Annotated in this window: 18 protein-coding genes; 7 read left to right on the top strand and 11 right to left on the bottom strand. The window is 73.2% G+C overall.

Annotated features, from left to right (window positions below):
- From ABD240_RS16450 to mraZ, 5 genes are all read right to left on the bottom strand, one after another.
- Complete coding sequence (locus tag ABD240_RS16450) at positions 1-1545, bottom strand: UDP-N-acetylmuramoyl-L-alanyl-D-glutamate--2,6-diaminopimelate ligase (RefSeq protein ID WP_291794800.1); 1545 nt, start codon at positions 1543-1545, stop codon at positions 1-3.
- An 81-nt stretch (positions 1546-1626) separates the two neighbouring features.
- Positions 1627-3423 carry a peptidoglycan D,D-transpeptidase FtsI family protein gene (locus ABD240_RS16455; RefSeq protein WP_344338621.1) on the bottom strand — a complete coding sequence of 599 codons (1797 nt, stop codon included), beginning with the start codon at positions 3421-3423 and terminating at the stop codon, positions 1627-1629.
- Between the two features lie 59 nt (positions 3424-3482).
- A complete protein-coding gene (gene ftsL, locus ABD240_RS16460) occupies positions 3483-4040 on the bottom strand; it encodes a cell division protein FtsL (protein WP_291793951.1) in 558 nt (185 codons plus the stop codon).
- Entirely contained in the window at positions 4037-5068 is a 1032-nt protein-coding gene (gene rsmH / locus ABD240_RS16465; protein WP_291793954.1) for a 16S rRNA (cytosine(1402)-N(4))-methyltransferase RsmH, read from the bottom strand. Before rsmH ends, ftsL begins: the two co-directional genes overlap by 4 nt.
- A gap of 247 nt (positions 5069-5315) precedes the next feature.
- Positions 5316-5747 carry a division/cell wall cluster transcriptional repressor MraZ gene (gene mraZ / locus ABD240_RS16470; RefSeq protein ID WP_291793959.1) on the bottom strand — a complete coding sequence of 144 codons (432 nt, stop codon included), beginning with the start codon at positions 5745-5747 and terminating at the stop codon, positions 5316-5318.
- A gap of 461 nt (positions 5748-6208) precedes the next feature.
- Here mraZ and ABD240_RS16475 point away from each other — a divergent pair, with 461 nt between their 5' ends.
- Genes ABD240_RS16475 through ABD240_RS16485 form a run of 3 tightly spaced genes read left to right on the top strand, consistent with a single transcriptional unit; the run spans position 6209 to position 10715 of the window.
- Positions 6209-7165 carry an AAA family ATPase gene (locus ABD240_RS16475; protein WP_291795759.1) on the top strand — a complete coding sequence of 319 codons (957 nt, stop codon included), beginning with the start codon at positions 6209-6211 and terminating at the stop codon, positions 7163-7165.
- Entirely contained in the window at positions 7165-8304 is a 1140-nt protein-coding gene (locus ABD240_RS16480; protein WP_344338626.1) for a DUF58 domain-containing protein, read from the top strand. Before ABD240_RS16475 ends, ABD240_RS16480 begins: the two co-directional genes overlap by 1 nt.
- Complete coding sequence (locus ABD240_RS16485; RefSeq protein WP_344338628.1) at positions 8301-10715, top strand: transglutaminase TgpA family protein; 2415 nt, start codon at positions 8301-8303, stop codon at positions 10713-10715. Before ABD240_RS16480 ends, ABD240_RS16485 begins: the two co-directional genes overlap by 4 nt.
- Before the next feature lie 110 nt (positions 10716-10825).
- Here ABD240_RS16485 and ABD240_RS16490 read toward each other — a convergent pair whose 3' ends face one another.
- Both ABD240_RS16490 and dinB read right to left on the bottom strand, forming a co-directional pair.
- Positions 10826-11230, bottom strand: coding sequence for a DUF3040 domain-containing protein (locus ABD240_RS16490; protein WP_344338630.1), 405 nt, complete (start codon positions 11228-11230; stop codon positions 10826-10828).
- 215 nt (positions 11231-11445) lie between these two features.
- Complete coding sequence (gene dinB / locus ABD240_RS16495) at positions 11446-12738, bottom strand: DNA polymerase IV (RefSeq protein ID WP_344338632.1); 1293 nt, start codon at positions 12736-12738, stop codon at positions 11446-11448.
- Positions 12739-12767: 29 nt separating this feature from the next.
- On the opposite strand from dinB, the gene ABD240_RS16500 reads away from it, so the two are divergent.
- Both ABD240_RS16500 and ABD240_RS16505 read left to right on the top strand, forming a co-directional pair.
- Entirely contained in the window at positions 12768-13319 is a 552-nt protein-coding gene (locus ABD240_RS16500) for a hypothetical protein (RefSeq protein WP_344338634.1), read from the top strand.
- On the top strand, positions 13316-14425 hold the full coding sequence (locus ABD240_RS16505) for a polyprenyl synthetase family protein (protein WP_291794740.1): 1110 nt from the start codon (positions 13316-13318) through the stop codon (positions 14423-14425). Before ABD240_RS16500 ends, ABD240_RS16505 begins: the two co-directional genes overlap by 4 nt.
- A 24-nt stretch (positions 14426-14449) precedes the next feature.
- Here ABD240_RS16505 and ABD240_RS16510 read toward each other — a convergent pair whose 3' ends face one another.
- Complete coding sequence (locus tag ABD240_RS16510; protein ID WP_291794741.1) at positions 14450-14806, bottom strand: Rv2175c family DNA-binding protein; 357 nt, start codon at positions 14804-14806, stop codon at positions 14450-14452.
- A gap of 161 nt (positions 14807-14967) precedes the next feature.
- On the opposite strand from ABD240_RS16510, the gene ABD240_RS16515 reads away from it, so the two are divergent.
- Both ABD240_RS16515 and pknB read left to right on the top strand, forming a co-directional pair.
- Positions 14968-16056 (top strand): LysM peptidoglycan-binding domain-containing protein, encoded by a 1089-nt coding sequence (locus ABD240_RS16515; protein WP_344338638.1) that lies wholly within the window; start codon positions 14968-14970, stop codon positions 16054-16056.
- On the top strand, positions 16053-18011 hold the full coding sequence (gene pknB / locus ABD240_RS16520) for a Stk1 family PASTA domain-containing Ser/Thr kinase (protein ID WP_344338641.1): 1959 nt from the start codon (positions 16053-16055) through the stop codon (positions 18009-18011). Before ABD240_RS16515 ends, pknB begins: the two co-directional genes overlap by 4 nt.
- 11 nt (positions 18012-18022) lie before the next feature.
- Here pknB and ABD240_RS16525 read toward each other — a convergent pair whose 3' ends face one another.
- The 3 genes from ABD240_RS16525 to ABD240_RS16535 all read right to left on the bottom strand — a co-directional run.
- Complete coding sequence (locus tag ABD240_RS16525) at positions 18023-19087, bottom strand: threonine aldolase family protein (protein WP_344338643.1); 1065 nt, start codon at positions 19085-19087, stop codon at positions 18023-18025.
- Complete coding sequence (locus ABD240_RS16530) at positions 19084-20484, bottom strand: class II 3-deoxy-7-phosphoheptulonate synthase (RefSeq protein WP_291797604.1); 1401 nt, start codon at positions 20482-20484, stop codon at positions 19084-19086. Before ABD240_RS16530 ends, ABD240_RS16525 begins: the two co-directional genes overlap by 4 nt.
- Before the next feature lie 93 nt (positions 20485-20577).
- The coding region (locus ABD240_RS16535) for a bifunctional nuclease domain-containing protein (protein ID WP_344338646.1) at positions 20578-20878 on the bottom strand (301 nt) is incomplete at its 5' end.

Below are 20878 nucleotides of genomic sequence, written 5' to 3' on the forward strand. Positions count from 1 at the left end.
TCAATCCTGAACTCTACCGTGGGCGCTGCCCAGGCCCGCTGAGGCGAGGGCGTCGCGTGTCCTCGCGCGGTCGTCGAACGGGTGGACGGTGCCGGCGATCTCCTGGCCCGTCTCGTGGCCCTTCCCGGCCACCAGCAGGGTCCCCTCAGCGCCGGCGAGGGAGACGGCCAGGTCGATCGCCGCGCCCCGCGGGGCGCATTCGCGGATAGCCTCGGGACGCACCCGGGCGCTGCCGTCCGCGAGCGCCTCGCGGGCGCCGGCGAGGACGGCCGCGCGGATCGCCGCGGGATCCTCGGAGCGCGGGTTGTCGTCCGTGACGATCACCGCGTCCGCCCGCTGTGCGGCCACGCGGCCCATGAGCGGGCGCTTGCCGCTGTCGCGGTCGCCCCCGGCGCCCACCACCACGACCAGCGGGCTGCCCGTGTCCTGGAGCCCGGTGAGCACCTTGTCGAGCGCGTCCGGGGTGTGCGAGTAGTCGACGACCGCGAGCGGGTGGGCCGGACTCACCTGCTCCATCCGGCCGGGGACGGTGACCGTGAGACCGGAGGCCGCCGAGGCCAGCTCCTCGGTGCCCACACCCGCCGCGTGCAGCATCGCCAGGGCGAGTGCGGTGTTCGTCACGTTGAATGCCCCGGGCAGGGGCGCACGGGCGCGCAGCCGGGAGCCGTCCGCGAGGCGGAGTTCGAACTCCCCCGGTGCCTCCCCCCGCAGCACGAGGTGGTCCGGGGAGACGCCTGGGTCGTCGGACAGGGTGGCGACGGGGACCTCGGCGGCCCGGGCCATGCGCGCACCCCACTCGTCCTCGACGACGACCACGCCGGCCCGGGAGTGCGCGGGGGTGAACAGCCGCGCCTTGGCGGAGAAGTAGTCCTCCATCGTGGGGTGGAAGTCCAGATGGTCCTGGCTGAGGTTGGTGAAACCGGCCACGGCGAAGCGGGCCCCGTCCACCCGGTGCTGCGCGAGCGCATGGGAGGAGACCTCCATCGAGCAGGCCTGGACGCCGGCGGCCCGCATCTGCGCGAAGAGGCTGTGCAGCTCCGGCGCCTCCGGCGTGGTGCGCACGCTCGGCACGGACACCCCGGCGACCTCCGTCGCGACGGTGCCGATGAGGCCGGTGGTGCGGCCGAGGGCGCGCAGGAGGGCGTCGAGGATGAAGACGGTCGTGGTCTTGCCGTTGGTGCCGGTCACCCCCAGGAGCAGCGGCGAGTCCGGGTGCGCGTCCGTCCCGTAGACCTGGGCGGCGAGTCCGCCCAGCACTGACCGCGGGTTCTCGACGACGAGCACGGTGACGTCGCCGGAGGCCAGCCGCTCCGCGCTCAGCGAGCGGATCCGTGCGAGTCCGGCCTCGTCCGTGAGCACCGCGGGCACACCCCGTGCCAGCACCTCGGCCGCGAACTCCGCGCCGTGGACCCGGGCACCGGGCAGCGCGGCCCAGAGGTCGCCGGGGCCGGCGGTCCGCGAGTCGTGGGAGACTCCGACGAGCTCGGGGTCGCCCTGCCCCAGCAGTCTGGCGGCGGGCGGGAGTCGCAGGTGGGAGAGTCTCATCGTGTCCTTACGGTCTTGTGGATCGGTCGGAGGGGGCAGGGTACTGCGGCCGGTCGGGTCGCAGGCTGCCGGGCGGCGGGGTCAGTCCTCCCACTCCACCGGGGTGTCGGAGGGGGAACCCGTCGAGGGCGGCACGTGGAGGTGGCGCAAGGTGAACCCGGCCACGTCGGAGAACACCGGGGCTGCGGAGGTGCCGCCGTAGTACCCCTCCTGGGGGCGCTGCAGCGTCACGGAGACCGCGATCCTCGGGTCGTCCACGGGCGCGACGCCCACGAACGAGGACGTGTAGCCATCGTAGCCGCCGGAGTCCGAGGGCGCCTGCGCCGTACCGGTCTTGCCGGCCGCGCGGTAGCCGCCGATCTCCGCATTGCCGGCGGTGCCGTCGACGACCACGTGCTCGAGCATGTCCAGGACGCTCGCGGCGGTCTCCTCGGACACCACGCGCCGGTCCTCCCGGCGCTCCGTCGGGACGACCCGGCCCGAGGAGTCCACCGTGCCGTCGACGAGGCGCGGGGCGGCCATGACCCCGCCGTTGGCCACCGCGGCCATCGCGGAGGTCGTCTGGATGGCGTTGGCGGACACGCCCTGGCCGAACATCACGGTGTAGGCGGTGCGGCCGTCCCAGTCCTCGACGGGGTGCAGGATGCCGGAGTTCTCCCCCGGGAAGGGGATGCCGGAGCTCTGCCCGAACCCGAAGCGCTCGAGGTAGTCGTGGCGCTGCTGCGGTGTGAGGGCCTCCCCGGCCATGAGCGTGCCGGTGTTCGAGGACTGCGCGAGGATGCCTGCGAGGGTGAGGTTCTCGTCCTCGTGGGGGCTCGAGTCGCGGAACTCCTCGCCGTTGGCGGCCTTCCACGTGTCCGGGACCACGAACTCGTCCTCGGGGGTGGCCAGGCCCTCCTCGAGCAGTCCGGCCACCGTGACCATCTTGGAGGTGGAGCCCGGCTCGAACGCCGCGCTGAACACCCGGGAGCCGCGGTCCGGGGCATCCGCGCCGCCGGGGTTGTTGGGGTCCACGCTGGGCGCCTCCGCGGCGGCGAGGATCCTGCCGGTGCCCACCTCCGTGATGACGACGGTGCCCCATTCCGCCTTGTGCTCCTTGACGGCGGAGGCGATCGCCTCCTGCGCGTAGTGGTGGATCGTGGAGTCGATGGTGAGCCTGATCCCGGTGCCGTCGACGGCCGGGGTGGTGCTGTTGTCGCCCAGCGGGATGCGTTCGCCGCGGGCGCCCCTCTCGTACTGCTGCTCGCCGTCGCGGCCGCGGAGCATCTCGTCGTAGGACAGCTCGAGGCCGGCGAGTGCGGCGCCGTCGGAGCCGACGAAGCCCACGAGGCTGCCGGCGACGCCGCCGGCCGGGTAGGAGCGGATGGTGTACTCCTCGAAGGAGATGCCGGTGATGCCCAGCTCCTCGATCTGCGCCCGCACCTCACTCGTGAGGCCGGTCGCCACCACGTTCCAGCGGGCCTCGCCGTCGAGTTCGGGGAAGAGCAGGCCGGCGTCCGTGTCCAGCACCTTCGCGAGATCCTGCGCAGCCCCCCAGGCCCCCACGAGCTCCGGCTCCGCGTCCTCGTCCGCACCCGCGGGGGTCCGCTCGTACTGCTGGACGTTCTGCTGATCCACGACGAGCCGGTAGCGTGCCGCGTTGCCCGCGAGCAGCGTGCCGTCGGAGGCCTGGATCTCCCCCCGGTCCGCCGGCAGCGCGACGGTGACGAGGCGCCCGGACAGGGCCTTCGCCGCGGCCTGCTTGGTGTCGATGCCCTGGATCGCGACGAGGTTGCCCACCACGACGAGGAGGACGATCACGGCGAGCCCGGCCACGAAGCGGAGCCGTCCGGCGGCGGAGAGGCGCCACTTCGTGCGTGCGGCCGTCGTTCTCGGCATCGTTCCCCCTCGCTCCCGGCACTGCTGTCATCTGCGCGGCCCGTCCGCGGGCCGCAGGCTCATCGCTGCGGCTCCTCCTGCCCCGGCGCGACGAACTCCCGCTCGCCGCCGCCCACCACGGGCAGCCGCTCGTCCGAGCGTAGGTTGGGCTTGACGTCTTCGCGCGCATCGGCGCGCGGACCGGGGATCCTCTCAGGAACTTCCCGCTCCGGATCCGCGGCGGGCCCCGGTTCGGTGTGCGTGATCTCACCCGTCCGCTCGTCGAGGAACGCCGGGGACTGATCGCGCACGAGGCCGCGCTCCTCCGCGGTCTCGGCCACGTTCTGCGGGCTCTCCCGGTAGGAGATGTCCTCCACGAGGCGGTCGCGCTCCTCCTGGAGCGCCTCCTGCTGCTGGGTGAGGCTCTCCACCTTGAATGTCGTGTGGGAGACGATGATATTGCCGACCAGGATGAGGACGACGCCCACCAGCACGATCAGCGCCCCCCAGACCACCACCGGGATCCGCGGGCGGGACACCTGGGGAAGGACGAGGGAGAGCCGGCGCGCGGTGCGCCGGACGAAGCGTTCGGGCGCCGGATGCGCCGGGGCCGTGCTCCAGGACTCGGCGGTGCTCATCGCCGCCCCCTTCCTCCGGCCGCCCGCGCGGGCGCCGGTGTGGATCCGATCTTCTGCACCGCGCGCAGCCGTACGCTGGCCGAGCGCGGGTTCCGCTCGATCTCCGCGGCGTCGGCCTTCTCCGCGCCCCGGGTCAGCGGTGCGAGCCAGGCGCGCATCTCCTCGGGCACCACCGGCAGCTCCGGCGGCGCCTGATCGGTGAGGCCCGCGGCGAACACCCGCTTGACGATGACGTCCTCGAGGGACTGGTAGGACTCCACGACGGCGGTGCCGCCCACGTGGAGGGCGGACAGCGCCGCCGGCAGTGCGGTCGAGAGCGAGTCGAGCTCCCGATTCACCTCGATCCGCAGGGCCTGGAAGGTGCGCTTGGCCGGGTGGGAGCGCTTCCGCTGTGCGGCGCCGCCCTTCCGCCGGCCGCCCGGACCGTCCCCCACCACCCGTTCGAGCAGGCCGGCGAGCTGGTCCGAGGTCTCCCAGGGACGCTCCTCACGGTCCGCGACGACGGCGCGGGCGATCCGCCTCGCCTCACGCTCCTCCCCGTACTCGCGGAGGATCCGTGCGATCTCCGCCTCCGGATAGGTGTTGAGCACCTCCGCCGCGGTGAGGCCCGCGGACTGGTCCATGCGCATGTCCAGGGGCGCGGGGCGCGAGTAGGAGAAGCCGCGCTCGTCCTCGTCCAGCTGCAGGGAGGAGACCCCCAGGTCGAGGAGGATCGAGCTGATCTCCGAGAGACCGAGGTGCGCGAGGACCTCCTCGAGCTCGTCGTCGACCGCGTGGACGCCGGTGAACCTCTCGCCGAACGGCTCCAGCCGGGCCCGCGCCCGGCTCAGCGCCTCCTGGTCGCGGTCGAGGCCGATCACCCGCGCATCTGGGAACGCGGCGAGGATGCCCTCGGTGTGGCCGCCCATGCCCAGGGTGCCGTCGACGACGACCGGCACGGATCCGGCCGCCCGCGCGGCCTCCACGCCCACGCCCACGAGTTCCACGCAGCGCTCCAGCAGCACCGGAGTGTGTGCGAACTGTTCCACGGCTCCTCCTCCAGCGGGTCCGACCGCCGTGCCCGGAGGCGGCGGTCCACGTACTCATGCGTCCCTCTTGCCTGCTCAGCTGCCTGTGCGGCTCCCGCTGCGGGGAGAGCACCGCGGCGCTGGGTCCAGAACCCCGCCCGCCTGGCCCTGGCGCCGGGGAAGCGCGTCAGGACCCGTGTGCGACTGCGGAACCGGGGAAGTGCCCCGCAGTCCGGGCGGGCGAGGATCTCGATCCAGCGCCGAGGACTCAGATGACCCCAGGGATCACCTCGTCCGCTCTGTCCGCGAAGCCCTGCTCCGTCTCCGCCAGGTACGCCTCCCACGTGGGGGCGTCCCAGATCTCGGCACGGTTGCCCATGCCGATCACGGCGACGTCGCGGTCGAGTCCGGCGTACTGCCGGAGCGTGAGCGGAACAGTGATCCGGCTCTGCTTGTCCGGAGTCTCGGCCGACGCCCCGGAGAGGAAGACACGCAGGTAGTCGCGTGCCTCCTTGCTCGTCATGGGCGCCGCCCGCATCTGCTCGTGCACGCTCTCGAACTCCTGCATGGAGAACACGGACAGGCATCTCTCCTGTCCGCGCGTGAGCACCAGGCCGGACTCGAGCTCGTCGCGGAACTTCGCGGGAAGGATGAGACGGCCCTTGTCGTCCAGACGCTGCATGTGCGTGCCGAGGAACACGGTGTCTCACCCCTCTCGGATCCCCTGGGGGCTCCGATGGCTCCCACTGTACTCCACTGACCTCCACAGTTTGACCTACTCACCCCATAGATGACCAGCAGAAGAATATTTCCGCAGGTCAGATAGGTGGAGGAAAGTGGATGCGATTTCCCTGAACACCTTCCGTCGGCGCGTCACCCGGGAGGGTCCGCGCCGCCGCCGCATCCTCGGCCGCTGCGCGCCCCGACCTCCCCGCAGGCTTCTCACCTGGGGGTATGCCCGTCTCCCCCGATGAGGAGCGCACTGCGGACGCCGCCGGGGAGGCAGGTGGAGGCGGCAGTGGAGGGAAGTGGGGAGGTGAGTGGGGAGGGCCGTGGGGAGGAAGGTGGAGGAGGCGGTGGAGGCGGGTGGGGAGGCGAGTGGGGAGCCGGGTCGCGGATCACAGGTGGAGCGCATCGGTCGAGTGCGCGACAATGGGGCGCATGACCGCGCTCGGCAGTGAACACATCACGCACATCCAGTCCATCGCCCAGCAGGCGCGCACCGCCATGAACAAGGTGCTCGACGGCAAGGACCACGCAGTCCGCACCGCGCTCCTCACCCTCTTCTCCGGCGGGCACCTGCTGCTCGAGGACGTGCCGGGCGTGGGCAAGACCCTGCTCGCCAAGGCGCTGGGCCGCGCCGTGGGCGGCAGCGTGCGCCGCGTGCAGTTCACACCGGACCTGCTGCCCTCCGACGTGGTGGGTGTGAACATGTTCAACCAGGAGAAGCAGGCGTTCGAGTTCCGGCCCGGACCCGTCTTCGCCAACGTCGTCATCGCGGACGAGATCAACCGCGCCTCCCCCAAGACCCAGTCCGCCATGCTCGAGTGCATGGCGGAGAACCAGGTGAGCGTGGACGGCACGACCTACCGCATGCCGCAGCCGTTCATGGTCGTCGCGACGCAGAACCCCGTGGACATGGAGGGCACCTACGCCCTGCCGGAGGCGCAGCGGGACCGCTTCACGGCCCGCATCTCCCTCGGCTACCCCTCGGCGGAGGCGGAGGCGGCGATGCTCGACCACCACGTCGAGTCCGACCCGCTCGCCTCCACGCCGGCCGTCACCACGCTGCAGGAGGTCACCCACGCGCGCGACCTCATCCGGCACGTGGAGGCCACGCGGGAGCTGCGCGACTACATCGTCGCGCTCATGGACGCGACCCGGAAGGACCCCTCGATCGCCCTGGGGGCGTCCCCGCGTGCGGGCGTCCACCTCCTCCGCACCTCCAAGGTCCTCGCGGTCCTGGCCGGCCGCGCCTACGTCACACCGGACGACGTGCAGCAGCTCGCCGTGGACGTGCTCAGCCACCGGATCGTCCCCCGCGAGGGCGACGATCCCCAGCTGGCCGCCTCTCTCGCGGCGGACGTGCTGCGCCGGGTGCCGGTCGCGGGACGCTGATGCGTCCCACCGCCTCCGGCCTCGTCTTCCTCCTGCTGGGCGCCGCGCTCGCCGTCGCTGCCTACCGCTTCGCGCTGCCCGGAATGCTGCCCGTGGCGATCCTGCTCGTGGGCCTCGTCGTGGTCTCCGGCCTCATCGCCGGGCTCACCGCCGCGCGTCTCGGCGTCGAGCTCGTGCCGCGCATGCGCCGCGTCGAGGGAGAGAACCTCACGGCGGTGGGCGCACAGGCGCGCTTCGACGCGCACGTGTCCAATCGCACACCGCTGCCGGTGGGCTCCTTCTCGCTCCAGCTCACCCCCGAGGACGGGTTCGGACCCGCGCGCACGCTCACGGTCCCCGGACTGGCCGCCCGCGCGGACGTCGTGCTGCCGGTGACGGCGGTGCCCACCCGTCGCGGCACGAGCGGGATCGCCGGCACCCGGCTGAGGCTGGAGGGACCCTTCGGCCTCGTCGCGCTCACGCGCGATGCGCGTGCGGCGCTCCCCGTCGCGGTGGCTGTGCCGGATCAGCACCTGCCCGTCCGCTCACGCACCCGGACCAGCGCGGACCAGTCCGACTCCGACCGGCTGCACCGGGGCACCTCGACCCTCGACTTCCACACGCGGGAGTACTCCCCCGGCGACGACGTGCGCCACATCCACTGGGCCTCGACCGCCCGCTACGGCACCCTCATGATCCGCGAGCACGCCCATGAGGAGCATCCCTCCGCCCTGGTCCTCCTCGACACGCTGGGGGCGGATCCCAGCGGGCACGGAGCGGACATCGCAGTGACCGCCGCCGCCGCGGTCGCACTCCACCACCTCGGCGACGGCGTGGCCGTGCTGCTGGCCTCCGGCCCCGCCCTCGTCCGGGCCGAGGGGGCCAGAGGGCGGGATTCGGTGCGGCTCGCGTCCGCACACCACCCGGCCGGCGCGGAGGTGCCGGGCGTGCCCGTGCTGCCCCCGGGCACGCGCCACGCCTCGATCTGCACACTGAGCTCGGCGCGCGCGGAGGCGCTGGCCGGCGAGCTGCCCGGGAACATGCCGCGCTCACTGTTCGTCGTCGAGGAGCTCGGCGAGATCCCGGTGAGCCTGGAGACCGCACTGTTCGGCGGAGAGCTCACTCTCCCCGCCCAGTGGAGGAACGGAGCGATCCGATGAGCACGCAGACCCCTCCCCGGACCACGGCCGGCGCCTCCGCCCCCACCACCGGCCCACCGGCGCACGCGCAGGATGCCGAACCCTCGCCGTGGGTGCTCGCCGGCTGCACCACGGCCGCCATGCTGCTCGCGGCGCTGAGCCTCAGCGCCGTCTTCGCGGACTGGAGCTGGCTCGTCCCCACCGCCGTCATGATCGTCGTGATCGCCGTGGCCGGTGCGCTGCTGCGCTCCGTCTCCGCCATCCGGGCCACCGGCTCCGCCGTCCTGGTGCAGTTCCTGCTCGCCGGGGTCCTCTCCCTGTACCTGGCGGTCCCGGCCGCGATGCCGTTCGGCGTCCCCACACCGGCCGCCGTCATGGAGCTGTTCGGACAGCTGGGGCAGGGCGTCGACGACATCTACGCGACGACCGCACCCGCACCGTCCACGCCCGGCTTCACCGCGATCCTCGTGGTGGGCTTCGGGCTCATCACGATCCTCGTCGACGGACTCGTGAGCGATCTGCGTGCGCCCAAGGTGGGCGGCATCCTCCTGCTCCTCGTCTGGATCATCCCCGTGCTGCTGGCGGACGCCCAGCTGCGCTGGTACCACTTCGCCTCCGTCGCCGCGGCGTTCCTGCTCCTCATGCTCTCGCGGTACCTCAGCACGTCCGTACGCCGCGCCGCCGCCTACTCCGTGATCGCAGGCGCGCTCGCACTCGCACTGGGTGCGGCGCTGCCGCTGGTGCTGCCGCCGGTGGCGCACCGGCCGGACCGCCCGCTCAGCCAGTCGCAGGACATCAGCGTCGTGAATCCGTTCCTCGACCTGCGCAACGACCTCTCCCAGACGGAGGAGGGTCCCGTCCTCGAGTACACCACGGACGATCCGCTCGCCCCGCCGGTGCGGCTCACGAGCGTGAGCGTGTTCGACGGCAGCACCTGGGCCCCGGAGCCGTTCGACATCGACCCGTTCGCCGTGGCCGCGGACGGCCTGCCGCGACCGCCGGGGCTGGCTTCGGACACCCCCACTCAGGAGCGCACGGCGCAGGTGCGGGTGGTGGGCCTCGACGGCCAGCACCTCCCCGCCCCCTACGCCCCGGCGTCCGTGAGCGGGCTGGAGCGCCGCTGGATCTACGATCCGAAGACGCTCACCGTCGTGGGCAACGGCGTCCTCACGACGGACGCGGAGTACGAGGTGGACTACCTCTCCGCCGAACCCACCGCGGAGCAGCTCGCGGCGGCGGCTCCCGTGGACGTCGAGGACTTCGAGACCGAACTGGCGCTGCCGGACGATCTCCCCGCGGTCGTGACGGACACCGCCGACGAGGTGACCGCAGGAGCGGCGAACCAGTGGGAGGCGGCGGTCGCCCTGCAGGACTGGTTCCGCAGCGGCGAGTTCGAGTACTCCCTCGACGCCCCCGCCGAGGCCTCCGGCGACGCGCTCGAGGACTTCCTCGCCGACCGCCGCGGCTACTGCGTGCAGTTCTCCGGGGCGATGACGGCGATGGCGCGCTCGCTCGGCATCCCCGCCCGGATCGGCGTGGGCTTCACCGCCGGGACGCCGCAGGGCGACGGCGCGTACTCCGTGTCCCTGCAGGAGGCCCACGCCTGGCCGGAGCTGTACTTCGAGGGCGCGGGCTGGGTCCGCTTCGAGCCCACCCCCGGCGGACCGGCGGGCGATCCGCCGCCCTGGGCGATGTCCGAGGGGAGCCAGGAGGACGAGGAGGCGGAGGAGACGGCCGAACCCACCGAGGCCCCCGCCGACGAGGAGACCGAGGCTCCCGCCGAGACGCCTGCACCCGCCGAGGAGGAGGCCCAGGACCAGGGAGCTGCCGAGTCCGCGCAGGAGGACGCCCTGTCCCCCGCCGCGCTCCAGGGCCTGCTGGCGGCAGGGGGCGTCGTGGTGCTTCTCCTGCTCCTGGCCGTGCCGGCGCTCCTGCGGCTGGTCCAGCGCAGACTCCGGCTGACCGGGCGCGCGGGCACGTCCTCCCGCGCGCACAGCGGTGCAGGGGGCGAGGACGGGGACCTCGCACGTGCCGAGGGCACGTGGACGGAGCTCGCCGCCCTCACGGTGGACCACGGTCTCCGCTGGGACCGTGCGCTCACCCTGCGCGCGCAGGAGGAGCGGCTGGCCACGGATCTGGACGCGGAATCCCGGCAGCGCCTCGCACAGGTCGTCGGCACGCTCGAGGCCGCACGCTACGCCGGTGCGGCGGCACCGGTGCTGGTGGGCACGGCAGCAGGTGCCGAGGCGAGCGGTGCTCCTGAGGCAGATGCGTCTCCCGGCTCACGCCGTGCGCGACGGCTGCCGGACGCCGCGGAACTGTCCGCACTGGTGCGGGAGATCCGCCGCGGCCTGGGCCGCAGCCAGGGACGCGCCGCCGGCCTCCGCGCCGTGCTCCTCCCCCGCAGCCTCTGGAAGCGGCCGCGGCCGTGAGCCGCGCAGACGGGAGCGGCACCGGTGCCGCTCCCGTCTGCTCCTGCCACATGGGAAAGGCCCTCCGCGCCGTGCGCGGAGGGCCGAACAGCTTCAGGGGCGGGAGTTCCTCACTCGCCGCGGCGGCGGCGCTCCCAGCGGTCCTCCATGCGGTCCATGAAGCCGCCGCCCGCGGGCGCGCTGCCCCGCGGCGGGGTGCGGGGGGCACCCCCGGGGCCGTCGTCCTTCGCGGAACCGGCGGCGGGGTCCGTCTTCAGCGCCCAGAAACCGCCTGCCACCATGATGACGAAGCCCACGATGCCCAGCGGCCAGATGCCCGCCCAGATGCCGCCGAGAGCCACTGCGATCCCGACCACCACACCCAGGACCCCCACGACCACGCGTGAGGCGGAGAGGCCGCCGCCCACACCGGCGGACGGCGCGTCGGCGATGCTGCTCGCGAACCTCGGGTCCTCACTGCGCAGCTGCTTCTCGAGCTGCTCCAGAAGCTGCTGCTCATGGTCTGAGAGAGCCATCGCGTTCTCCTTGTCCGTCCGCTGTTCCCGGCAGCTTCCATCATAGTCGCCCGGGCGGGTCCGCGCCCACCCGGTGCGCACGTGGACGCCCACCTCCCACCGGCTGAGAAGCGCCTTCACACGCTGCCCCCAGCAACGCCGGCGGCGGGCCGTCTATTCCCTCCGAACGGCCTCGGCCGGAGCGTTCCCCAGGTGCTCGCGCAGGTGCGTCCTCCTCACTCCGGCTCCTGCGACCGGCGCAGGAGCGAGGCGGGGGTGAGCGCCGTCTTCCCGAACCTCCGGCGGACCTCGTCGAGGGCCAGCTGCGCCTCCCGCCGCTCCGCGTCCTGTCCGGCCACGGGCGCGGAGGCCTCTCCCCCGTCCTCCGGCGCGGCCGCCTCGGGGTCGAAGAGGGAGCCCTGCCTGCCGGACTCCGCGAGGGGTATGAGGTCGTGCGTGCGCAGTCCGAGGAGGCGCACGCCGGAGGAGTGCTGCTCGCGCAGGGAGCGCAGCGCCGGGCGTAGGGCCCGGTGGAGGTCCGCGGCGAGATCCGTGGGCACCGGCAGCGTGACGGACCGGGAGAAGGTGGTGAAGTCGCCGAGCCGGTACTTGAGCCCCGCGCCGCGCGCCGCCCAGCCGTCCGCCCGCAGGCGGCCGGCGACGGTGTCCGCGAGCCGGAGCAGCTCCGTCTCGAGCTCCTCGATCCGCCACACGTCCGCGGGGAAGGTGTGTTCGGCGCTCACCGAGTGGTCCTTGGCCTCGTGGCGCAGGGGACGCCGGTCGATCCCGTGGGAGAAGTCGTGGAGCATGAGCCCGTGGGAGCCGAGCACGCGGCCCGCCCACGCCCTCTCGGCGTCCGCGAGCTCCCCGATCGTCGCGATGCCGTAGCGGGACAGGGTCTGCAGCGTGGCCGCCCCCACTCCGGGCAGCGCCTCCACCGGCATGGGGCGGAGGAAGTCGTCGACCTGCGCCTGCGGCACCACCAGCAGCCCGTCCGGCTTCGCCCGGGCCGAGGCCAGCTTCGCGACGACCTTCGTCGAGGCCACCCCCACCGAGGCGGTGAGTCCGGTCTCCGCCTCGATGCGCTCGCGCAGACCGGCGGCGATGACCGCCGGAGAGCCCAGCCGGCGCAGCGCCGAGGAGACGTCCAGGTAGCCCTCGTCGACGCTCACCTGGGCGAAGTCCTCGGTCACCTCCGCGACGAGGTCGAAGACCCGTGCGGAGTAGGCGCTGTAGAGCCCGCGCGAGGGCGGGATGAAGACCGCGCGGGGGCACAGCGCCTCCGCGCGCCCGATGGGCATCGCCGCGTGCACGCCGTACTCGCGCGCCTCGTAGCTCGCGGACACGACGACTCCGCGGCCGCCCCTGCCGCCCACCACCACCGGCCTGCCGCGCAGCTCCGGGCGGGTGAGGAGCTCCACCGCCACGAAGAACGCGTCCATGTCGAGGTGGAGGATGACGCAGCCGGAGTCGTCGTCCCCCAGCAGTCCCAGATCGCCGCCACCGCGCGCCAGCTGCTTCCTGCTCACTCCCACCCCCGCGCTGTACCCTGGTGGGCATGATAGCCCGCACTTCCCGCACCGTGATCGTCACGCGCGCCGCCGCCTCCGCCGCGGTCGCCTCCGTCCTGCTCCTCACCGGCTGCGAGTCCGCCGGCTCCGGGCAGGACGCCGGCGCCGACGGCACGGAGTCCGCAGCCGCGGAGCAGACCGCCGGGTCCACCGAGGCCGCGGCGACGGAGGAGCCCACGGAGCCCGCTGCGATGACGACCTCCGGCGCGCTCGTCGATGACTTCCCCGCCGCTGTCAAGCCCCTCGAGGACGCGGAGATCGTCTACTCCTCCGTGGAGCCCGGGGAGGAGGGCGAGGCGGTGAAGCTCAACCTCACGATGCGCACGGAGATGTCCGAGTCGGACGTGCTGAAGTTCTACGCGAAGACCCTCGAGGAGGCGGGCTTCGAGCCGACAGCCGACGCCTCCTCGGCGGACGGCATCACGAAGCAGACCTATCACGCGGACGAGGCGAGCCAGCTGCTCGCGGTGACGATCAACGCCGATCCCAACACCGACGGCGCCCTCCTCGTCTCCGTCGGCGGGACGGCCCTTCCGTGAGCCCTGCCGCCGCGCCCTCCGTGACACCGGCGCGCCCGCTCACCGCGCCCGAGGCCGTCCGCACCGCCGTCGACGCCCGCCTGCTGGCGTTCCTGGACTCCGCGGCGGCCGGGCTCCGCGAGGTCTCCCCCGTCGCCGACCGCCTCATGGAGCCGCTGCGCGCGTTCGCGAGCGGAGGCAAGCGGGTGCGCGCCATGCTCACCTGGTGGGGGCACGAGCTCGCCGGCGGCGCGCCCGGCGAGGCGATCGCCTCCGCGGCCGGCGCGGTGGAGCTCCTCCACGCGGCCGCGCTCGTCCACGACGACGTCATCGACGCCTCGGAGACCCGCCGCGGCGCCCCCGCCGTCCACGCCCGCTTCCGGCAGGAGCACGCGAGCGGCGGCTGGGACGGCGATCCCGCCCTGTACGGCACCTCGGCGGCCATCATCGCCGGCGACCTCTGCCTGGCCCTGAGCGAGGAGCTGTTCGGCACCACGGGTCTGCCCGTGACGGCGGAGGTGCGCGCGGCACACGACGCCCTGCGACGCGACGTGATGCTGGGCCAGTTCCTCGACATCGACCTCGAGGCGCAGCCGGTGCCGCGTGCGGAGCTCGCCGCCCGCGCCTCCGAGGTGCTCACGCACAAGACCGCCCTCTACACCGTGGTCCAGCCGCTGGCGCTCGGAGCGGCGCTGGCGGGAGCCGGTCCCGCGCTCCTGCGGGCCCTGCGCGCCTACGGACTGCCGGTGGGCCGGGCCTTCCAGATGCGCGACGACATGCTGGGGGTGTTCGGGGAGCCGGAGACGACCGGCAAGCCCGCCGGGGACGACCTCGTGCAGGGGAAGAAGACGCTCCTCGTCGCCGCGGTGCTGGAGCGCGCGGAGCCGGCCGAGGCCGACTGGTTCGAGTCCCGGCTGGGCGCTCCCGGACTCACCCCGGCCGAGCTCGCGGAGATGACCGCCCTCATCACCGCCTGCGGCGCCGCGGCGGAGATGGAGGCCCGGATCGAGGAGGAGCGCGCCGCGGCCGAGACGGGTCTCGCCGCTCTGCGCGAGCTGGGAGTCGCCCCGGAGAGTCTGCGCGCGCTCGGGGAGTTCGCGGACCGGCTCACGCACCGGAGGGCGTGAGCCCCGCGCGGACGAGCGGCCGGCTCAGAACGCGAGGGCCTGCGCGCGCCTGCGGATCTCCGTCTTGTTGCCGGCGCGGAGCAGGTCGATGGGGCGCCCGGGCAGCGAGTCGTCCGGGGTGAAGAGCCAGGCGATGGCCGCCTCGTCGTCGAAGCCTGCGTCCTGCAGCGTGATAAGGGTGCCCTTGAGGTGCTTCACGGGGAGGCAGTCGTCGTCGAGGAACAGCTCCGGCACCTGGAAGACGCTGCGCTCCCCCCGGCGGAGGCCGATCACGGCGCGCTCCTCGACGAAGCGGCGGACCTTGGAGATGCCCAGCCCCGAGCGCTCCGCGATGTCCGGGAGCGGGAGCCAGGCGTCGACGAGTTCATCTGTTCTGTTCACCCCTTCACCCTAACCTGCGAGGCGACGACACGCCCGCGGCGGTGCCCGGGATCCGCGGGCGGTGCCGGATACGCTGGAGACTCGTCTGCGCGATGCCGACTTCCCACCCACGGATCCCGGCTCCGCCGGCGCGATCCCGGACCCCGCACCAGGACGGACAGATGACCTCGACGACGGACCCCTCCGCGCACACCGATCACGGCCGCAGGCAGCGGCACCGGACGGCACTGCGTGAGGCGAGCCCGCTCGAGGTCTCCGCGATGCTCAGCGAGACGGCGACCGTCGGCCCGGACCCCGCCCCCGCTCAGCCCCCGGCGCTGCCGCTCGACATCCCCAGCGGCCCCGGCTTCCTCTCCGGCACGGCCGGAGAGTCGGTCCCCGTCACCCACGGCGGGCGCACCTACCGGGTGCGCGAGGGCGACGACCTGCCCTCCGTCGCCGCCCGGTTCGGCGTCTCGGCACCGGCCCTCGTCGAGCTCAACGGCCTCGGCAGGAGGCCCCGGCTGCGCCCCGGACAGATCCTCTCGCTGCCGGAGAGGCGCCCCTCGTCCGGCGCCGCCGCCGTGCGCGTCCGCCCGGGCGACACGCTGGCCTCCATCGCCGCGGCGCAGCACCGCTCGCGGGCGGACATCCGGCGCGCCAACGCGATGGGCGAGTCCTCCCTCATCGTCGAGGGCGAGCTGCTCGCCCTCTCCGGCTCCGGCGCCATGAGCCAGCGGCCCCTGCGCAGGCCCGAGGACCTCGGCGAGCTGCCGGCCGTGGCGGCGGACGCCCACGGCTACCCGGAGGAGACGGTGCTCGCCGCGCGGATCAACAAGCGCTCGCTCACGGCCCGCGCGATCCCCTCCCGCCGGGCCGCCCGCCGCATGATCGAGACCGTCGCGGCGGAGCACGGGGTGGACCCGCAGCTGGCCTCGGCCGTGGCGCAGCTGGAGAGCGGCTGGCACCACGGCGTGGTGAGCCCCGGCAACGCGATCGGGATCATGCAGGTGACCCCGCACGCCGCGTGGACGGCCTCGGTGAGGATCGCCCGGCGCCTCGATGTGCTGGACGCGCGTGACAACGTCACCGCCGGGGTCGTCATCCTCGCCGCGCTCACGGACGTCGCCGCGGACGAGAGGGAGGCCCTGAGCGCCTACTACCAGGGGCTGCGCTCCGTACGCGCACACGGCCCCTACCCGGACACCGCGCGCTTCGCCTCGAGCGCACTCATCATTGCCGAACGTCTGCGCGCGGAGGTGCGACGATGACCACGCTCACGGATCCCCTCATCGGGGTCGCCCTGGACGACCGCTACCGCGTGGACGCGCCGGTCGCCCGCGGCGGCATGGCGATGGTGTACCGCGGCACGGACCTCCGTCTCGACCGGGTCGTGGCGCTCAAGGTCATGCACCGTCACCTCATCGACGACGCCGGCTTCGTGGAGCGCTTCCAGCGCGAGGCGCGCGCCGCGGCCGGGCTCATCCACCCCAACCTCGTGGCCGTCCACGACACCGGGCGCGACGGCGACGCGGTCTACCTCGTCATGGAGTACCTGCCGAACGTGACCCTGCGCCGGGAGCTGCGCCATCGCGGCCACCTCACCCCCCGGCAGTCCCTCGTGGTCCTCGATGCCGTCCTCGCGGGCCTCGAGGCGGTGCACGCCGCCGGGATGATCCACCGCGACCTCAAGCCGGACAACGTCCTGCTCGGCGAGGACGGGAAGATCAAGCTCGCGGACTTCGGCCTCGCACGGGCGGTGAGCGCCGCGACGACGACGAAGACGCTCATGGGCACCGTGGGCTACGTGGCCCCGGAGCTCGTGACCCGCACCGGGGCCGACGCACGCACCGATCTCTACACGGTCGGCATCATGCTCTACGAGATGCTCACCGGCGAGCAGCCGTACACGGACGAGGTGCCGATCCGGGTCGCCTACCGCCACGTGCACGACGACGTCCCTCCGCCCTCGTCCCTCGTCCCCGAGCTGTCCCCGCGCCTCGACGCCCTCGTCCTGTGGGCGACGGCACGCGACCCCGAGGAGCGCCCCCAGTCGGCGACGGCGCTGCGCGAGGCGCTGGCGGAGGCCCGCGCGGAGCTGAGTCCGGACGAGCTGGACCTCGGGTCGGAGGAGCTGCCCACCGCCGCGCTCGACGAGACCCGTCCGCTGCTCGTCCCCACTGCGACGATCCGCACCGCGGCAGCCGCGGACTCCGGTGAGGTGCCGCGGACCACGGACGAGATCCCGTACCTCGAGGACGAGGCCGGCGAGGCGGACGCTCCCGCCGGTGCCGCAGCTGTCGCGGAGAAGGCGGACACCGAGGCGGACGACGCGGACACGGCCGGGGCGAAGGCGGAGAGGACCGCCGCGGAGACCAGCGCAGCGGCCGCCGGGGGCTCCGCCGGCACCCTGCTGGCCGCCGACGAGCGCTCACCGCGCCGCCGCGGCAGGCTCGCCTGGCTCCTCGTCGCCGCGGTCCTGGCACTCGGCCTCGTGGCGGGCGGGATCTACCTCCTCCAGGACCGCACCGCGGTGGTCCCGGAGGTCACGACCGGCCAGGACGTCGCCGAGGCGGTGACCCTTCTCGAGGATGCCGGATTCAGGGTGGAGCAGGAGGAGGCCTACAGCGCCACGGTGCCCGCCGGCCTCGTGCTCGGGGCGGACCCCGCCGGAGGCACGGAGCTGGAGCCCGGGGGGACCGTGACGCTGCAGGTGTCCCAGGGTGAGGAGCTCTTCCGGGTGCCGGACGTCACCGGTTCCGCGGAGGCCGATGCCCGCACCTCCCTCGAATCCTCCGGGATGGTGCTGGGCAAGATCACCCGCGAGTACTCGGACACCGTGCAGGAGGGCACGGTCATCAGCCAGGGCGTGGGCGGGGACGAGACCGTCGCGAAGGGCACTCCGGTGGACCTCGTGGTCTCCAAGGGCGTCGAGCCCATCGAGGTGCCGGTCGTCACCGGCATCGACTACGACTCCGCCTTCGGCCGGCTGGCGCGCATGGGGTTCCGTGTGGCCCGCGACGACGTGTTCGACGACGAGGTCGCCTCCGGCCAGGTCGTCTCGCAGTACCCGAAGGCGGGCGAGCTCAAGCACGAGGACGACCTCATCATCCTCCGGGTCTCGAAGGGGCCCGAGGCACCGGCGGACTCCGGAGACGAGAAGGAGTCCGACAAGAAGGACTCCGACAAGAAGGACTCCGAGGACGAGAAGAAGGCCGACGAGTAGGCGACGGAGCCTCAGGCCGCGGTGCGCTCCGCGAGCTCCGCGAGGATCCGGGCCGCGGACCCGGCCGCCGCGTCGTCCACGTCCAGGTGGGTGACGAGCCTGCAGGCCTGCTCCCCCAGCGGCGTGATGCGCACTCCGCGTGCGGCCGCGAGCTCAGCGAACTCCGCCGCGTCCACCGTCAGCGCCGCCGTGCTGAGAAAGGCGATGTTCGTCTCGACGATGTCCGGATCGCACGTGCCGGGCACCGCCTCCGCCACCCGCGCGGCAATGAGATGCGCACGTGCGTGGTCCTCGGCGAGGCGGTCGACGTTGTGCTCGAGAGCGTAGTGGCCGGCGGCAGCGAGGATCCCGGCCTGCCGCATCCCGCCGCCGTAGCGCTTGCGCAGGTAGCGGGCCTCACCGATGAGCTCCGCGTCACCGGTGAGGACGCTGCCCACGGGCGCTCCCAATCCCTTGGACATGCACAGGCTGAGGCTGTCGACGCACTCCCCCTGGTCCGCGAAGGAGCAGCCCGAGGCCACCACGGCATTGGCGACCCGCGCACCGTCCATGTGGACGCGGATCCCCCGCTCTGCGGTCAGCGTCCGCAGCCGGCGCAGCTCGTCCAGCGCCGCGACGCGCCCGCCGGAGAAGTTGTGCGTGTTCTCCACGGTGATCGCGGCGGTGCCCACCTGGTTGTATCCGTTCGCCCGCTCCGCGAGCGACATCGCGGCGTCCGCGTCCAGGGTGCCGTCCGGCGAGATCCACGTGCGGCTGGTGACGCCCGCGAGTGCGGCGTGGCCGCCCACCTCGGCACGCAGCACGTGGGCCCGGGACTCCGCGAGGAGCTCGGTGCCGCGCGGCACGCTCGCCGCCACGCCCAGCATGTTCGTCATGGTGCCGGACGGGCAGAACAGGCCCGCCTCGTGTCCGAACATCTCCGCCACACGGGCTTCGAGGGCATTCACCGTGGGATCCTCGGCGTACACGTCGTCGCCCACGTCCGCGTACGCCATCGCCCGGCGCATGCCCTCCGACGGGCGGGTGAGCGTGTCCGAGCGGAGATCCGCCACCGGAGCGGCCTGCCCCGCGCTCATGCCCGCGAGGCGCGGGTGAGGAGCTCGGCCACCTGGAACGCCATCTCCAGCGACTGGTCGTGGTTGAGGCGCGGGTCCACCAGCGTCTCGTACCGGCGGCGCAGGCCCTCCTCGTCGATCTGGGCACCGCCGCCCAGGACCTCGGTGACGTCGTCGCCGGTCAGCTCGATGTGCAGACCGCCCGGCACCGTCCCGGCCTCCGCGTGCGCGTCGAAGAAGCCCGCGACCTCCTCGACCACGTCCTCGAAGCGGCGGGTCTTGAAGCCGTTGCCGGAGGTGATGGTGTTGCCGTGCATGGGGTCGCAGACCCACGCGACCTGCGGCACCTCGTGTCCCACCTCCGCGAGGAGGGCCGGCAGCTTCTCACGGATCTGGCCGGCGCCCATGCGCGTGATGAAGCTCAGACGGCCCGGAGTGCGCTCCGGATCCAGCTTGTCCACGAGCCGGAGGACGTCGTCCTTCGTGGCACTCGGACCCAGCTTCACGCCGATCGGGTTGTGGACCTTCGAGAGGAAGTCCACGTGCGCCCCGTCCAGATCGCGGGTGCGCTCACCGATCCACAGGTAGTGGCCGGAGACCGCGTAGGGGTTGCCGGTCCGGGAGTCGATGCGCGTGAGCGCGCGTTCGTACTCGAGGAGGAGCGCCTCGTGCGCGGCGAAGAACTCGACCGTGCCCAGGGCCTCGAAGTCGGCACCGCAGGCGTCCATGAACTTCAGCGCACGGTCGATCTCCCGTGCGATCTGCTCATAGCGGTGGTAGTTGGGGTTGGAGCCGAGGAAGCCCCGGTTCCACTCGTGCACGCGCCGCAGATCGGCGAAGCCGCCCTGGGTGAAGGCGCGCAGGAGGTTCAGGGTGGACGCCGAGGTGTGGTACGCCTGCAGGAGGCGGCCCGGATCGTGCCGGCGGGCCTCGGGCGTGAATTCGTGGTTGTTGATGATGTCGCCGCGGTAGGACGGCAGGGTCACCCCATCGCGCGTCTCCGTGTCGGAGGAGCGGGGCTTGGCGAACTGGCCGGCCATCCGCCCCATCTTCACCACCGGGACGGAACCGGCGTAGGTGAGCACCGCAGCCATCTGCAGGACGGTCTGGACGCGGCGGCGGATCTTGTCCGCCGTGGCGTCCGCGAAGGTCTCCGCACAGTCGCCGCCGGCCAGCATGAATGCCCGGCCGGCCGCGACCTCTGCGATGCGGCTGCGGAGCACGTCCGCCTCACCCGCGAACACGAGCGGGGGCACGGCTCGCAGCTCCTGCAGGACCGCCTCGAGCTCCGCGGGATCCTGATACGTGGGCTGCTGCTGAGGGGCGAGGTCGCGCCAGGTCTCCAGTCCTGCGAGGGTCTCCGGGGTCGCCTGCGCAGAACCCACCGCTTCGTAGCGGGGGTCGTCATGGAAGCTCAATGGCCGGCCTTTCTGTCGTTCTCCGTGCTGCTGTGCTCCTCGGTGCGGAGCCGCCGTCCGCCGCGCTGCGGCTGACGGCACCAGAGTACGCAGTCAGCGCTCGTCATCGCCGTACGTGTCGGCATCCGGATGGTCGCCCTCGTCCGCCGGTCCGGCCTCGGGCTCCGGCGCCTCGGCGGCGGGGTCGAAGTCCTCCGCGGAGACGTGGTCGAGGAACTCGCGGAACTCCGCGACCGCATCCTCGTCGGGCTCCGGCGCATCGATCCCGTCGTCGGCGAGGACCGTCTCGTCGATGTAGACCTTCGCGTCCGCCGTGAGTGCGAGCAGGGCCGCGTCGGAGGGGCGGGCGGAGATGACCTGGCCGTCGTCCGTGCGGATCTCCGCCATGAAGGTC

The sequence above is a fragment of the Brevibacterium salitolerans genome, from assembly GCF_039531405.1.
Classification (GTDB): domain Bacteria; phylum Actinomycetota; class Actinomycetes; order Actinomycetales; family Brevibacteriaceae; genus Brevibacterium; species Brevibacterium salitolerans.